Source organism: Sphingobacterium sp. UBA7625 (assembly GCF_002484085.1).
GTDB classification, from domain to species: domain Bacteria; phylum Bacteroidota; class Bacteroidia; order Sphingobacteriales; family Sphingobacteriaceae; genus Sphingobacterium; species Sphingobacterium athyrii.
The window spans coordinates 1-13209 of sequence record NZ_DLJD01000002.1; the positions used below are offsets into that span (position 1 = coordinate 1).

14 protein-coding genes and 1 pseudogene are annotated in these 13209 nt (G+C 39.6%); 2 read left to right on the forward strand and 13 right to left on the reverse strand.

The features are described from left to right. Positions 1–187: 187 nt before the first annotated feature. The 10 genes from B4G94_RS00040 to B4G94_RS00085 form a co-directional block, all read right to left on the reverse strand. Positions 188–607: a c-type cytochrome gene (locus B4G94_RS00040; protein ID WP_286856396.1), complete on the reverse strand. Its 420-nt coding sequence runs from the start codon at positions 605–607 to the stop codon at positions 188–190. Between the two features lie 38 nt (positions 608–645). Further along, complete coding sequence (locus B4G94_RS00045; protein ID WP_165306819.1) at positions 646–1038, reverse strand: hypothetical protein; 393 nt, start codon at positions 1036–1038, stop codon at positions 646–648. 43 nt (positions 1039–1081) lie between these two features. Next, complete coding sequence (locus B4G94_RS00050) at positions 1082–1708, reverse strand: DUF1345 domain-containing protein (protein WP_286856397.1); 627 nt, start codon at positions 1706–1708, stop codon at positions 1082–1084. 39 nt (positions 1709–1747) lie between these two features. Then, positions 1748–2557, reverse strand: coding sequence for a hypothetical protein (locus tag B4G94_RS00055; RefSeq protein ID WP_286856398.1), 810 nt, complete (start codon positions 2555–2557; stop codon positions 1748–1750). Between the two features lie 59 nt (positions 2558–2616). Beyond that, positions 2617–3606, reverse strand: a complete 990-nt coding sequence (locus tag B4G94_RS00060; protein ID WP_286856399.1) for an LLM class flavin-dependent oxidoreductase — start codon at positions 3604–3606, stop codon at positions 2617–2619. Positions 3607–3652: 46 nt separating this feature from the next. After that, positions 3653–4840 (reverse strand): class I SAM-dependent methyltransferase, encoded by a 1188-nt coding sequence (locus B4G94_RS00065; protein ID WP_286856400.1) that lies wholly within the window; start codon positions 4838–4840, stop codon positions 3653–3655. After that, on the reverse strand, positions 4841–6103 hold the full coding sequence (locus B4G94_RS00070) for an aspartate kinase (RefSeq protein WP_286856402.1): 1263 nt from the start codon (positions 6101–6103) through the stop codon (positions 4841–4843). Between the two features lie 25 nt (positions 6104–6128). After that, entirely contained in the window at positions 6129–6800 is a 672-nt protein-coding gene (locus B4G94_RS00075) for a DUF3298 and DUF4163 domain-containing protein (RefSeq protein WP_286856403.1), read from the reverse strand. A 144-nt stretch (positions 6801–6944) separates the two neighbouring features. Then, the gene (locus B4G94_RS00080; RefSeq protein WP_286856404.1) at positions 6945–7397 is read right to left on the reverse strand and encodes a GNAT family N-acetyltransferase; all 453 of its coding nucleotides are present in this window, start codon (positions 7395–7397) and stop codon (positions 6945–6947) included. Beyond that, positions 7390–8082, reverse strand: coding sequence for a YggS family pyridoxal phosphate-dependent enzyme (locus B4G94_RS00085; protein ID WP_286856405.1), 693 nt, complete (start codon positions 8080–8082; stop codon positions 7390–7392). The genes B4G94_RS00080 and B4G94_RS00085 overlap by 8 nt, the downstream gene beginning before the upstream one ends. Positions 8083–8156: 74 nt before the next feature. On the opposite strand from B4G94_RS00085, the gene B4G94_RS00090 reads away from it, so the two are divergent. Continuing rightward, positions 8157–8915 carry a DUF4296 domain-containing protein gene (locus B4G94_RS00090; RefSeq protein ID WP_286856407.1) on the forward strand — a complete coding sequence of 253 codons (759 nt, stop codon included), beginning with the start codon at positions 8157–8159 and terminating at the stop codon, positions 8913–8915. A 2-nt stretch (positions 8916–8917) separates the two neighbouring features. After that, positions 8918–11257 carry an endonuclease MutS2 gene (locus B4G94_RS00095; protein ID WP_286856409.1) on the forward strand — a complete coding sequence of 780 codons (2340 nt, stop codon included), beginning with the start codon at positions 8918–8920 and terminating at the stop codon, positions 11255–11257. A 48-nt stretch (positions 11258–11305) separates the two neighbouring features. On the opposite strand, the gene B4G94_RS00100 is transcribed toward B4G94_RS00095, so the two are convergent. The 3 genes and pseudogenes from B4G94_RS00100 to B4G94_RS00110 form a co-directional block, all read right to left on the reverse strand. After that, entirely contained in the window at positions 11306–11674 is a 369-nt protein-coding gene (locus tag B4G94_RS00100) for a hypothetical protein (protein WP_286856408.1), read from the reverse strand. Further along, positions 11652–11897 (reverse strand): hypothetical protein, encoded by a 246-nt coding sequence (locus B4G94_RS00105; RefSeq protein WP_108634281.1) that lies wholly within the window; start codon positions 11895–11897, stop codon positions 11652–11654. Before B4G94_RS00105 ends, B4G94_RS00100 begins: the two co-directional genes overlap by 23 nt. A 102-nt stretch (positions 11898–11999) precedes the next feature. Continuing rightward, positions 12000–13209 (reverse strand): annotated as a pseudogene (locus B4G94_RS00110) (glutamate dehydrogenase); the annotation flags it as partial.

The following is a 13209-nucleotide window of genomic DNA, read 5'->3' on the forward strand; positions in this document are numbered from 1 at the left end:
TGTAGACATTTTGTAGACAAGAATTTCGGTCATAGATAAACCTATATCATCACCCGGACACATGTTCAAAATTTAGGATGAGTTTCAAAACCTCTGGACTAAGCGAAACAGCAATAACTAAGAAGAATAGGCAATAAAAAAACACCATAAGAGAAACCTTACGGTGTTACATGAATATATAGTTTGATTAGTTTCTCGCTATTACCATTTCTGGTTCTTCCTTGCCGCCATGACAAGTTTTACAGGAAATTGCTTTGGCCGGTGAGTTATCCCAACTACGATTGAAATATTTTTTGTTAATCTTTTGTGTCATCTTGATCATTGCCCGACCAATTTCCTTTTTGTGATTTTCATCACTTGCAAAATCCATCCTTTTGGGATCTTCTTTTGAAGGCGCATGACAAAATCCACATTTTACACCCAACGCGACGTTAAACTCTTTCATTGTCGCGATCAATTCGTCATGTGAGATATTTTTCGGTAAGACTTTTAAATTTGTAGGCTTGGGCTCTTCCTGAGGTTTTTCCTGCTGGAAGTTAAATCCACTCAAGGCGATGACTATGGCAAATACAGAAGCAATTGCTCCAATTTTCTGGATATGTTTCATTTCTCTTTTCCTTATGCTTGTCTNNTTTAGATTGATTATTATTTACGAATCCCGTCATCCACAATCCAGCGTTGACTATTTAATTGGTAGTTTATTTTAAGAGATTTGCCCTCTATGGTCACCTTTTTTAGTCCTGTTGTATCATTCGAGATCCAGGTGCTGTCATTATCCTTATTAAAGCGAACTCCCGTAATATTTGGCACCCCTGTAAAGAATTCAATTTTAAACGATTGGTTGCCGCCGTCAGGTAGAATGCGGATCAATCTATTTGACCGATCAACAGACAATGAATTGTCCTGAAATTGAACCCTGCCAATAAAACTTCCAGAAATACCGGCAGCCGCACCAGCATCAGGTGTTTCATTTTTTTTACATGAAACAATGGTAATAAAGCATAAAACGAGCGCGACTAAGAGTTTGAACGACTTCATGTGTATAAATTTTGGACTAAAATACGGTTTTTAGCTTAAAAACTCAATTGATAAAACCGGAAATGATATTGATAGTCAATGCCACCACGAATGTATTCAGTGCAAAGGATAGCAGACCGTGAAACAGCGCAACCCGTCTGATTTTCTTTGATGAGATGCCTACGTCGGATACCTGAAATGTGCAACCCATGACAAATGAAAAATAGGCAAAGTCCATATAATCCGGCTTATCATCGCCTGGAAATTCTAGGCCACTTCCATTAGAATCATTTTCATAATATAAACGCGCATAATGGAATGTATATATAGTATGGACCAAACACCACGATGCAAGCATAGCAAACATACATATAATGATAATAAATGAATTATCAAGCTGTTTTTCCTTAGTCGATATAATGATCATTAGCACAGAGATAAAGCAACTAAGCGTAACCAATATTATAAATAGGGATACAAAAAGTCGGCTACCGTCTTCCTGCTGCGCTTTCTTGGCAATTGTGGTCACCGGCATGGTATAAAACGTATACCAGGAGACCAATATATAGGAAATACAAAAGCCAAGCCAACACAGAACCAAGCTTAACAAGGTCAAAGTTTCAATCGGGGAGAAGAGATATACAAGTGTAAAAACGCAAATTGCAATCAAAGCCCGATGAATGGACTTCATTTGATGCAGAACTGTTTTTATTTTTTCCACGATCGCAAATTAACAATCAAACTGTTCATTTGCCTCGAAAACCAATGGTTTTCCACCATTAGAAAGAAACAAAAGCAGCGCTTCTTCCTCATAGTTCCCCGGATTGGAAAAGATAAAATCCAATTGCCCGTCACGATCTATATCGCCAACAAACTGTGTGGACATAAATACATGTTCATATTGATCCTTTTGAAACAATGTCATTTCATGAGTTCCTCCAAAGATGGCATTGAGCTTATAATGAGCTACTTCATGAAATATCTTTTCATGCCCTTTTTCGTCAGTTTGTACTTCGGTCGATTTAATATCTCCCAACCCTTTCAGGATAATATGCTGTTTTTTGAAATTATATTCTACAGATTCCTTGGGCCATATCTCCGAATGTTTTATCTGCATATTCTCCAAGGCCCCCGGCTTTAAGCCCTTTATATTCAGAAACAAAAGCGAGTTTCTTTTAGACTCGACACTTTTAGAAGGGACCTGAGCACATTCGTCGTAACCATCTTTAATTTCATAATCCACTTTCTCTAAATAATATTTTCCCTCGCGCTCATAGAGATCAAACCAATCCTTATTCAATACAGCGGTGGGATCCTCTTTTTCCCAGATGCGATAACTGCGCACCAAAAAAATCTGCCCTTTTGAGCTATCGGCCCACGCGGAACTCAACAAGTCCGTACTGTCTTTTGACAATAAAGTCGAACTATCTTTCGTGGCAACTGAATCAATCGAGGTATCCTCCCTTTTTGTCATGGGACTATGACAAGCATGGATGAGTAATAGCCCAAACAGTATGGTAAAAGCAGAATAGCTGTTCATATATTGTGAATTTTTATTTAAATATATAAAAATTCACAATATATAATCCCCAGGCCGCCTTAAGCAAGCGCTTCCTTAAGCAAGGAAAATGATCGCAGGCATTTTTCGTCGTCAAAAATATAGGAAGTAGCCATAATTTCATCGACTTTATGATCTTTGACAAATTTTTCTATTTCTGGAGCGATCTTGTTTTTATCCCCCACAAAAGCACAGGAGGCCATGCTCTGTACAGCTTGTTCAATGGCTGGAATTCCTTTATAAATTACTTCCTCTGTCGGCGGAGATAAGGGTCTCCTTGTGTTCGTTACAATACCAGCGAATAAATTAAAGAAGCTGGTAGACAAAAACTCGGCTTCTTCGGTGGTTTCTGAAGCGATAACATTGACACAGGAAATAAAATAAGGTTTATCCAACACCTCCGATGGCACAAAATTCTGATGATAGATCATACCTGCCGAGGCAAATTGGGCCGGAGCAAAGTGTGTCGCAAAGGCGTAGGGGAGCCCTAAACTGGCCGCTAAATAAGCGCTATCCGTACTAGATCCTAGAATATAAAGAGGGATTTCCAGCCCTTCACCGGGAAATGCACGCACTTTTGCATCATAATTATCTATGCTGAAATAACGTTGAAGATCTTTGACCTCCTGCGGAAACTGAAATGCAGTATTTAAGTTATTTCTTCGCAAGGCCATTGCAGTCAATTGATCAGTACCCGGTGCCCGGCCTAGACCAAGATCAATTCGTCCCGGAAATAACGTTTCCAATGTACCAAATTGTTCCGCGATCACTAGGGGAGCGTGATTAGGCAACATGATACCGCCCGAACCCACTCTGATCCGGTCAGTATTCGAAGCAATATGTTGTATAAGTAGTGAGGTTGCTGAGCTTGCGATATATTCCATATTATGGTGTTCGGCAACCCAGATTCTTTTAAAATCCAGTTTTTCGATATGCTGGGCAACCTTTACACTGCGAGCGATGGCACTGGCTGCATTTTCTCCCTTTTTGACAGGAGCTAAATCTAATGCTGATAATACGATTTTATCCATACATTAAAATTACGGAGAAGAAACAGGACAATTGTAATCAAATTGTCTATTCTAGAATTCGCTGCGTATGTATGACAATAAGCTGATCATTCAGCACTGTTGTGAAGAAGCTGAAGGTGTCACCGGCGTCTTTGATCTTAAACTTCTTTTTGATCGCCTCTGTTTTTAACGGAAAATTCTTAGCGATAATATCAGCTATCAGCGGACTTTTCTTTTTCTTAAATTCTGTAAAAGATTCCACCTGCTTAATTACAAATACTTTCCCGGGAAAATCAGAGATTTTCTGATCGGAGGTATACAAATGGGTGCTTTTGTGTAGTTTTTTTAACCCAAAACGACTGGCAATTGTTTTAAACGCTCCAGCTTTGGTCAGGGCCACATCAGGTTCGTAGAGATAGGACAGGGGGCCACTATAATCCACAAGGGTTGCACGTTCTTCTGTATAGGTGAAAGAGACTATCTGCTGTTGCTCTCTCAGCAGTCGGACAGCATGAATGACCGGTTCACCTTCATAGCCTTTCTCTTGAATAAAAACAAGCTCTTTACAATCATTTTGCAAGGACACCACATATACATCCTTTACATGAACTAACATACTCAATGCCGAAGAAATATCCAATAATGGCGCGAGCTTGCTGATAATAACATCAGATCGTTCAAAAAAATCGTTTTGCAGTGCAACCAAATTGGGCTCACATTCGTCCAATAAAAATACTTTTTTATTTTGAACCCTGCGCGAAGGATCCAGATAGATATAATCAAAATGCTCCTGCAAACGGTTAAGTATGTAATCTACACCATCCGCCGCTACAACGCTAATATTTGTTGCGGACAATATTTTTGCATTATACGAAGAGATTTGCGCAAGATCGGGATTGAGCTCACATGAAATCACCTGCTTTGCCCGCATTGAAAAATAAAAGCTGTCAACACCAAAACCACTGGTTGCATCAATTAAATTTGTACCTTCCTGAATAAGCGAACTTTTAAATAATGCCGTTTTTTCAGAAGAACACTGTTCTAGGTTTAATTTAGCAGGAAAATAGACACCTGGAGTCGCTGCCCATAACGGAATTTTAGTCCTTGCACGTTGTATACCATCGAGCTGTGCAGCCAGTTCAGAAGACGATATTCCTTCAAAAGGAGATTTCTTTAAAGCTATTTTGACAGGAGATTCATCCAGGTTTTTTTTCAAAAACAGCTGCACCTCCTTTTGAAGAATCAATCTATTCATTTATATTTTCTTAACGAGAAGCTGGCAAGTATATCTATCCTTTAATTCACTGATCACTTCCTTATCGACCAAAACGCGGTCGATCGTTTCCTGGTTATAATAACGTATCGTAATTAATTCAAGGCCAGACTCGTGGGTAACTTTAAATCGTTGCCCAAGATCGTTAATTAAATCCACCAGGTTTTTACCGGTATCATCCACTGCGACGGTGAAATTGATCGCCGTATTGTGCATCATATTGATTTTGATGCGATGTTCATGAAACAGGTTAAAGATATCCCTGAGGTTATCTTCCACGATGAAAGAAAAATCCCGTGGCGAAATGGAAATAAAAATCTGATTTACTTTAAATATAAACGAAGGAACCGGTAATGTCTGATTTGTACTTCGAATTATCGTTCCTGGAGACTCCGGATCAACAAAAGAACGCACATTTAAGGCGATTTTTTTATTCTGCAACGGTTTGATCGTCTTCGGATGAATGACAGTCGCACCGTAATAGGTAAGTTCGATCGCATCCGTATACGATAGTTCGGGGATCAATTCGGTTTTTTCAAACCATTTGGGATCAGCATTGAGCACCCCCGGAACGTCTTTCCAGATTGTTACATTTTCAGCATTTAAACAAGACGCAAATATAGCTGCTGAATAATCGGAACCTTCACGGCCTAAAGTTGTTGTGAAATTCTCCGAGGTGGATCCCAGAAAACCCTGCGTGATGACAATATATTCGTCTAATATGGATGGAAGTTCAGCACGGATTTTCTCTTCTGTTTTGCTCCAGTCTACGACAGCCTCACGGTAGGTATTATCGGTCAATATATAATCACGAGCATCTATCCATTTAACTTTCTCCCCAATAAAGGCAACATAGGCAGCGACAATTTTCGTCGAAATCAATTCGCCCATGGACACAATCTGGTCAAACAGGTAATCGTAGGAGTCCTGCGGATCCTCTTCCAAAACCCATTCGATTTCGACGAAACAGTTGGCAATTTCATCGAATATGGGATGTTCACCTCCAGGAAATAGGTCCTGAAGAATTTGAAAATGAAATGCTTTGGCTTCTTCAAGGGTCTGAAACTGCAAGCCCGTATTATTATAATATTCTCTGGTCAATTTCTCCAGAAGGTTTGTTGTCTTACCCATGGCAGAAATAACGACCAACAAAGCTTCACCTTTGTATTTCGAAATAATCTTTGCTGAATTTCTGACACTTTCCGCATCCTTTACCGATGCACCTCCAAATTTAAAAACCTGCATTTATTTTATTGAGTTTAGTTGATTGCTAATTGATACTATTGATATAATGTAGTCCTTTTTCTGACATCAGATCTTTAAAAGTTGTGTAGGGAATACGCAGCTCTGTACCGCCTTCTGCGTAAGATTTAATTTCGTAGATATTATAATAAAATAATAATTCGTTTTTTTCAAATGTAAAATTATCCGCAAGCGAAAACTTGCCACCTTCAAAAAAATATTTTCCATTTAAGGAATCATCCTTATGCAGTCCCTCTTGTTTACGAAAACACTGTTCGGCGATTGTGATAAACTTATCTTTATCTTCTTTACGAATAATATCGTCAATTGTAATGGGACTATTAGACTGCCTATCAAAGTTTGAATATAAGGTTACATGGTCGCCATGAGCTCCGCCGGTATATTCCTCCTGTTTTGTTCGTATGGCCAGATACATGGGCGTATTTGCAACTACATCTACCTGAAGATCCCGGTTCCAGGTCGCAGTAGATTTACCATTATTATCATCCACATATTCATTATAAGCATTTATAAAACGATGGGCGGCTTCTTCCATGCTGGTATCTCCTTCAAGATGAACAATAGATGAGACAAGATCATTGATTTTTGCTTCATCGAACACGGGATAGCTCGCCCGGAAATAAGTAGTATCCAATTGATCTTCTCCTTTTAGAAAATAATTACTGTGCTCATCAACCATTTTTTTGTGATAGGAGAGTGTATCCCCAGTCTGAGCTAGGGAAGGTGCTACACTTTTGTTTTGACACGAGTACAACAAACAGCCTAAAAATAAAATTTTCAAAAAAAGATAAAACCGCATTGAATTGATTGTTTCCCCTCTAATTTAATAAGTGATCGATACATTGATCCACTCCGGATCAAAATCAGCTTTATACCGCTCGTAGAATTTGATGGCAGATTCGTTCCAATCCAAAACTTGCCATACCATGCCATGGTAACCACATTCTTTACCATAGGCAAGCGTCCTGTCAAAAAGTTGCTTACCCATTCCCAGTCCGCGCATTTTTTCGGTAACGATTAAATCTTCCAAGTAAAGTCTTCTTCCTTTCCAGGTAGAGTATCTGACGTAATATAATGAAATTCCAACAATTTCTTCACCAACTTCCGCTACAAATGCACCCCAAATAGGATTATCGCCAAACCCCGCTTCTTCAAACTCCGCGAGAGAAACCGTTACTTCATCCGGAGCTTTCTCATAAATCGCCAACTCTTTGATTAACTCAAGCATCTGTGGGCAATCGGACTTAATTGCTGCGCGTATAATTGGTTTAGTCATTGTTTTTATAATGTTTAATTACTCTTTTACCAAAGATTGTGCTTCCGATACGAACCATAGTTGATCCCTCTTCAATCGCCAATTTATAGTCCGATGACATGCCCATCGAAAGTATGTTAAAATAATCATCTTTCTGGTAGAAGCTAGCTTTAATCCCATCAAATAACATCTTTAATTCGTAAAACTCCGCTTTGATCACCTTTTCATTGTCGGTATTGGACGCAATTCCCATCAGGCCACAAATTCGGATATTCTGTAGTTCCAGGAATTCTTCATCACGAAGAAGCTCGATCAACTCCGCATGGTCCAGACCGAATTTGGTATCCTCATCAGCGATATACACTTGCAATAAACAATCAATGATACGATTGGCTTTTAACGCATGTTTATTAATTTCCTTTAACAGCTTTAAGGAATCTACGGAAGCAATCAAGCTAACGAATGAGGCAATATATTTCACCTTATTCGTCTGTAGGTGACCGATCATATGCCACTGAATATCTTTGGGTAAAAGCTCAGCTTTCTCAATTAATTCTTGAACATGATTTTCGCCAAAAATACGTTGTCCAGCCTCATAGGCCTCCATGATTTCTGAATTGGACTTTGTCTTTGAAACCGCTACAAGTTGAACGCCTTTAGCCTCAGTTTCCAATCTTAAAGCTTCTAAATTACTCGCAATACTCATTTCCGATATAGNNTTTGATGATGTAAAAAGTGCCAAATGTCGGTCCTTTTTGTAAATTTGTACAAAACTACGAAATGCTACGATTAATACTGAATCTACTTGCGGTGATTTTTTTATTTGGTTCCTGTGTCAGACCAGAAGAGAAGGATATTATCTCACAAAGCAAATTTGTAAATGCTTTGACAGAAATCCAATTGACAGATTCGTATCTCAATATTTTACCCATTGATAGTGCACGCAAAGTGATGGTGCCTTTGTATCAGGTAACTTTTGACAAATACGGACTGGACTCCGTATCTTTTAAAAAAAACCTGGACTATTATGGTAAAGATGCTGAGATCATGTCGGCCATTTACAAGAAAGTGGAAGAAAATTTGACTAAGCAGAATAAGTTTTATACGGATATCGAACGTAAAAAGCAAGACTCTATCCGCACGCGGGATTCAATTATCAATGCGCGGATTCAGGATAGCACGAGCCGTATCATGCGACAACAGCAACAGTATCAGGAAAATATCGATGCGCTTATCCACTACAAACCAAGTAAGGAAAAATTCAGCTTTAAAGAGGCATCTTCACTGTTTAACAAAAATTTCCAGCAGAAAACAGGCATTAGTTTGGACAGCTATTTGATGAACCAACTTTCTACAGTCAGTTCAAATATTCCAGCCGGTTCAACAACACCTGCATCCTCAGGAAATCCTGCGTCCCCGGCGACAACACCTGGCATCTCAGCTAAGGACACAGCAACGTTACCAAAAAAAATGGAGCAAAGGCTTGAGAAACCTATCCTTACTCCACCACAGGCGTTAAAACCTGTGTCAAAACTTTAACCATCAAAGAATANNTAAAAGATAAAATAAAACAAAAGTGCCTGAGCGAGTCAGGACGCGAACTGGTTGAGAAAATTCAGCCACAAACTCGCTTTGATCAGATAGATCGTTTTTTGAGGCAGACGAGCGAATTTAAAGATCTACTTGTCAACGATGGGGCATTTCCCGTCGAGAATTTTTTTCCTTTAAAATCCATTGTTGAAAAGGCTAGGGTCGAAGGTGCTTTTCTACTTGAAGAAGAGTTTTTTCGTGTCTTGTTGTCGTTGAAAACTGTTTACGCCATCATTCGATATTTTAACGAAAGAGAGGGGCTATATCCAAATTTGGAAGTGCTATTTGAGCATTTACCGATAGAGAAGGGAATCATCCGTGATATTGAAACAATCATCGACGAGCGTGGAAAACTCAAAAATAATGCTTCCCGCCTGTTACTTGAGATCACCCAGCAAATACAACGTGCGGAACAAGATGCGCTTAAACGGATAAATAGTATTTTCAAAAATGCCCAGGACAGCGGGTGGACTGCGGATGGCAATTTGACCGTACGCGATGGGCGTCTATGTATCCCCATCTTGGCGGAGAACAAAAGAAAGCTCAAAGGATTGATCCACGACGAATCAGCAACAGGACAAACAGCTTATATTGAACCAGAAGAGGTATTCCAGCTTAACAATAAGATTAGAGATCTTGAATTTGAACGCAGGCGGGAGGTTATCCGAATTCTTGTGGAACTCACAGATAAAGTACGTCCACATCTCCCATTATTGCTGTCTTATCATGGTTTATTGACGAAGGTAGATTTTGTTAGAGCCAAAGCATTGTTTGCCCTGGATATTGAGGGCGAGATGCCGGAACTATCCAAAGAAGCGGAGATCAATCTCATCAATGCGCGCCACCCTTTACTCATACTTAACGAACACCACAAAGGCACCGTCGTTCCATTGAATATACAGATCGACCAGTTGCAACGTGTAATTGTTGTCTCCGGACCAAATGCCGGTGGTAAGTCAGTCTGTATGAAGACAGTAGGTTTGCTACAGATCATGGTACAATCGGGTTTATTGATCCCAGCTGAGCCAACGACGAAAGTAGGCGTATTCAAGCAGATATTTGCCGACATCGGTGACGATCAATCTATTGAAAGTGATCTCAGTACATATAGTGCGCACTTGTCGAAAATGAAATATTTTACGGAATTTGCCAATGGACGCACCTTGGTACTCATTGATGAATTCGGTACCGGAACAGATCCTTTATTTGGTGGACCTATTGCCGAAGCCGTGTTGGAATCGTTGAATAAAAAGCAGATTAGAGGTGTGGTGACCACCCACTACTCAAACTTAAAGGTGTTTGCGAGCAATACGACGGGTCTGGAGAACGCCTCCATGTTGTTCGATAACCGCGAGATGCGCCCCATGTATATTCTCCAGATCGGTAAGCCCGGTAGTTCTTATGCCTTCGAAATAGCACAGAAAATAGGATTGGGAAAAGATATTCTGGAGGCTGCCAAAGGGAAAATTGGTGTACAACAGAAAAAAGTAGATACCTTATTGATCGACCTCGAACGGGAAAAGAAAGAGGTGTTTGACACGAAAGTTGCCATCAATAAAAGGGAAAAAGAACTTGAATCTCTTAAATCGGAGTACCTGGAATTACAAAGTTATCTCGAGGAAAATAAAAGGGTAATACTGAAAAAGGCCAAAGAAGAGGCTCAGGAAATCATCAAGAACTCCAATAAATTAATCGAAAATACGGTTGCACAGATCAAGTCGGCGAAAGCTGATAAGGAGAAAACCCGTGAACTGCGCAGCAATCTGGATCAGGCTTTGAAAGCCGTTTTGCCAAAAGAACAAGTGACTAAACAAGTCATCAAAGAGAAAATAACGGAATCTTCCGAACTGACCGTAGGTGACTGGGTACAGATTATTGACAATGGAGCTGAAGCACAGGTTGTTGAAATAGCAAAAAACAACCTGATCCTTGCCATGGGAGAATTGCGCACAGTACAAAAGCGGAAGAATGTCGTTAAGCTCGAAGGACGGGAAAATAAGAAATCCGCTAAAAGTTTATCTAAATCATTGTCAGCTGGAACGGTAGCGGATTTTAATCCGGAAATAGACCTGAGAGGAATGCGTACCGAAGATGCATTGAATGAATTGGAGAAGGTACTGGATAGGGCTGTTATGGTAGGCTATCCTTCACTAAAAATTATCCACGGTAAAGGAGACGGTATTCTGCGAAAATTCATTCGGGATTACTTACGTAAATATAGTCATGTCAGCCGATTTGAAGACGAGCATCAAGATCGTGGTGGAGACGGAATAACTTACGCTTATTTATAGCAATATAAGAGCACTCGCATATGTACGCATGCGAGTGCTCTTTATTTTTTAGATCGCTTGATCTTTGCCACCAAAGGTGATCATCACCATACCCACAATGATAACAAACATACCGACAACTTGCAGCCAGCTCAGTGGACTTTTAAAGTAAAATGCCATTGCCAACTGAACCGTCAGAAAAGTCCCTCCTGAACATAATGCTATAACTATAGGTTGAGAGACATTCTTAAATAATTGAATGAGAAACCAACTTGCCGAAAGCAAAATAATATTCCCAACAATCAACGCAGCCCATTTATACTTAGGGTGAATACCGCCCAGTTTAAATAGGATAGAGGAGACAATTTGGCAAGCCCAAAATGCCGCAAAATAAAGGTAGTTTAACATATTGTCGCTATTCGTATCTACTGTAAGCACCGTTAAAAGATTGACGCATTAAAGAGAACTGATCTATTACACTTTTAAGAAATTCCTCATCAAGCAATTCAAAAACACCATTTACGCCGCCTATGATGTCAACCTCTGCAATTTTATAGGATTGCTCCAGATTTCCTTGTTCAAATTTGATGATGAATTTTTGATTCATTCCAAAGATGGAAATCTTGCAATCAGGATGGGGGAGTTCCGCTATTAATCTCATGTAAATCTCTTTGTTTTAAAAATTACCATAAAAGTATAAAAAAACGCCCAAATGAAATACATTTGAGCGTTCAGGATTATGATATGATTAGAAAAAGGCTGATTATACAACTCCTTGGGCTTTCATAGCATTAGCTACTTTAATAAAGCCGCCAATATTGGCACCTTTTAAGTAGTTAACAAAATCACTTTCTTTGCCATATTTCAAACAAGTCTCGTGAATGCTTTCCATAATTGTTTTCAGACGGCTATCAACTTCCTCGGTACCCCATTGTGTACGGATCGAGTTTTGGGACATTTCCAAACCACTGACAGCAACTCCACCTGCATTTGCTGCTTTTCCCGGAGCAAAACTAATTTTGGCATCTAAGAAAACCTTAATTGCTTCGGCCGTGGAAGGCATATTAGCACCTTCAGNNGTAATGCGATATCACATTTAAACTGCCAAGGTTTTTGTCCCGGCAAAAACTGTGCATTTGGATAACGGGTAGGGTATTGATCTAAATTTCGTCCCAAAGTTGCTCCAAAAGCCATCTTCTCAGTATCAAAGCCATCTGGATCATGCAATGTGCCGAGGCTATTAGAGACAGTAATTACTTTTGCACCTAATTGCATTGCTTTTTCAACTGCATAAAATGCAACATTACCAGCACCTGAAACTGTTGCGACTTTACCTTTTAAGGATTGTCCTTTATGTTTAAATATGCAGTCAACAAAGTATAAAAGTCCATATCCGGTAGCTTCCGGACGAATATAGGAACCACCCCACAATTCACCTTTACCCGTTAAAACACCGGTAAAGTTATTCTGAAGACGCTTAAATTGTCCGAATAAAAAACCGATTTCACGTCCACCAACACCGATATCCCCAGCAGGAACATCTGTATCCGCACCTATATGACGATATAATTCCGTCATAAAGCTCTGGCAAAAACGCATGATTTCATTATCTGATTTACCTTTTGGATCAAAATCAGAACCGCCTTTACCACCACCGATCGGTAGGCCCGTTAAACTGTTTTTGAAAACTTGTTCAAAAGCAAGGAATTTCAAGATGCTCTGATTCACAGAAGGAGCGAAGCGGAGACCTCCTTTATATGGACCTATAGAACTATTCATTTGTACACGGTATCCACGGTTTACCTGCACCTGATGATTGTCATCTAACCAAGTTACACGAAAAGAAATAATACGTTCAGGTTCGGTAAGACGTTCAAGAATTTTTTGGTCGAAAAACTCAGGATGATTGTTGGTGATATAAGGAAATAAATCCTCTGTAACTTCTTTTACTGCTTGTAAGAATTCTGGTTCAT

What these genes read in the sequence shown, in the direction of transcription:
- B4G94_RS00090 (WP_286856407.1), top strand. Translation starts at nt 8,157, where the DNA reads ATGCTACGATTAATACTGAATCTACTTGCGGTGATTTTTTTATTTGGT.
- B4G94_RS00075 (WP_286856403.1), bottom strand. Translation starts at nt 6,800, where the DNA reads ATGGTTGATGAGCACAGTAATTATTTTCTAAAAGGAGAAGATCAATTG.
- B4G94_RS00045 (WP_165306819.1), bottom strand. Translation starts at nt 1,038, where the DNA reads ATGAAGTCGTTCAAACTCTTAGTCGCGCTCGTTTTATGCTTTATTACC.
- B4G94_RS00085 (WP_286856405.1), bottom strand. Translation starts at nt 8,082, where the DNA reads ATGAGTATTGCGAGTAATTTAGAAGCTTTAAGATTGGAAACTGAGGCT.
- B4G94_RS00050 (WP_286856397.1), bottom strand. Translation starts at nt 1,708, where the DNA reads ATGAAGTCCATTCATCGGGCTTTGATTGCAATTTGCGTTTTTACACTT.
- B4G94_RS00055 (WP_286856398.1), bottom strand. Translation starts at nt 2,557, where the DNA reads ATGAACAGCTATTCTGCTTTTACCATACTGTTTGGGCTATTACTCATC.
- B4G94_RS00105 (WP_108634281.1), bottom strand. Translation starts at nt 11,897, where the DNA reads ATGAGATTAATAGCGGAACTCCCCCATCCTGATTGCAAGATTTCCATC.
- B4G94_RS00060 (WP_286856399.1), bottom strand. Translation starts at nt 3,606, where the DNA reads ATGGATAAAATCGTATTATCAGCATTAGATTTAGCTCCTGTCAAAAAG.
- B4G94_RS00070 (WP_286856402.1), bottom strand. Translation starts at nt 6,103, where the DNA reads ATGCAGGTTTTTAAATTTGGAGGTGCATCGGTAAAGGATGCGGAAAGT.
- B4G94_RS00040 (WP_286856396.1), bottom strand. Translation starts at nt 607, where the DNA reads ATGAAACATATCCAGAAAATTGGAGCAATTGCTTCTGTATTTGCCATA.
- B4G94_RS00065 (WP_286856400.1), bottom strand. Translation starts at nt 4,840, where the DNA reads ATGAATAGATTGATTCTTCAAAAGGAGGTGCAGCTGTTTTTGAAAAAA.
- B4G94_RS00080 (WP_286856404.1), bottom strand. Translation starts at nt 7,397, where the DNA reads ATGACTAAACCAATTATACGCGCAGCAATTAAGTCCGATTGCCCACAG.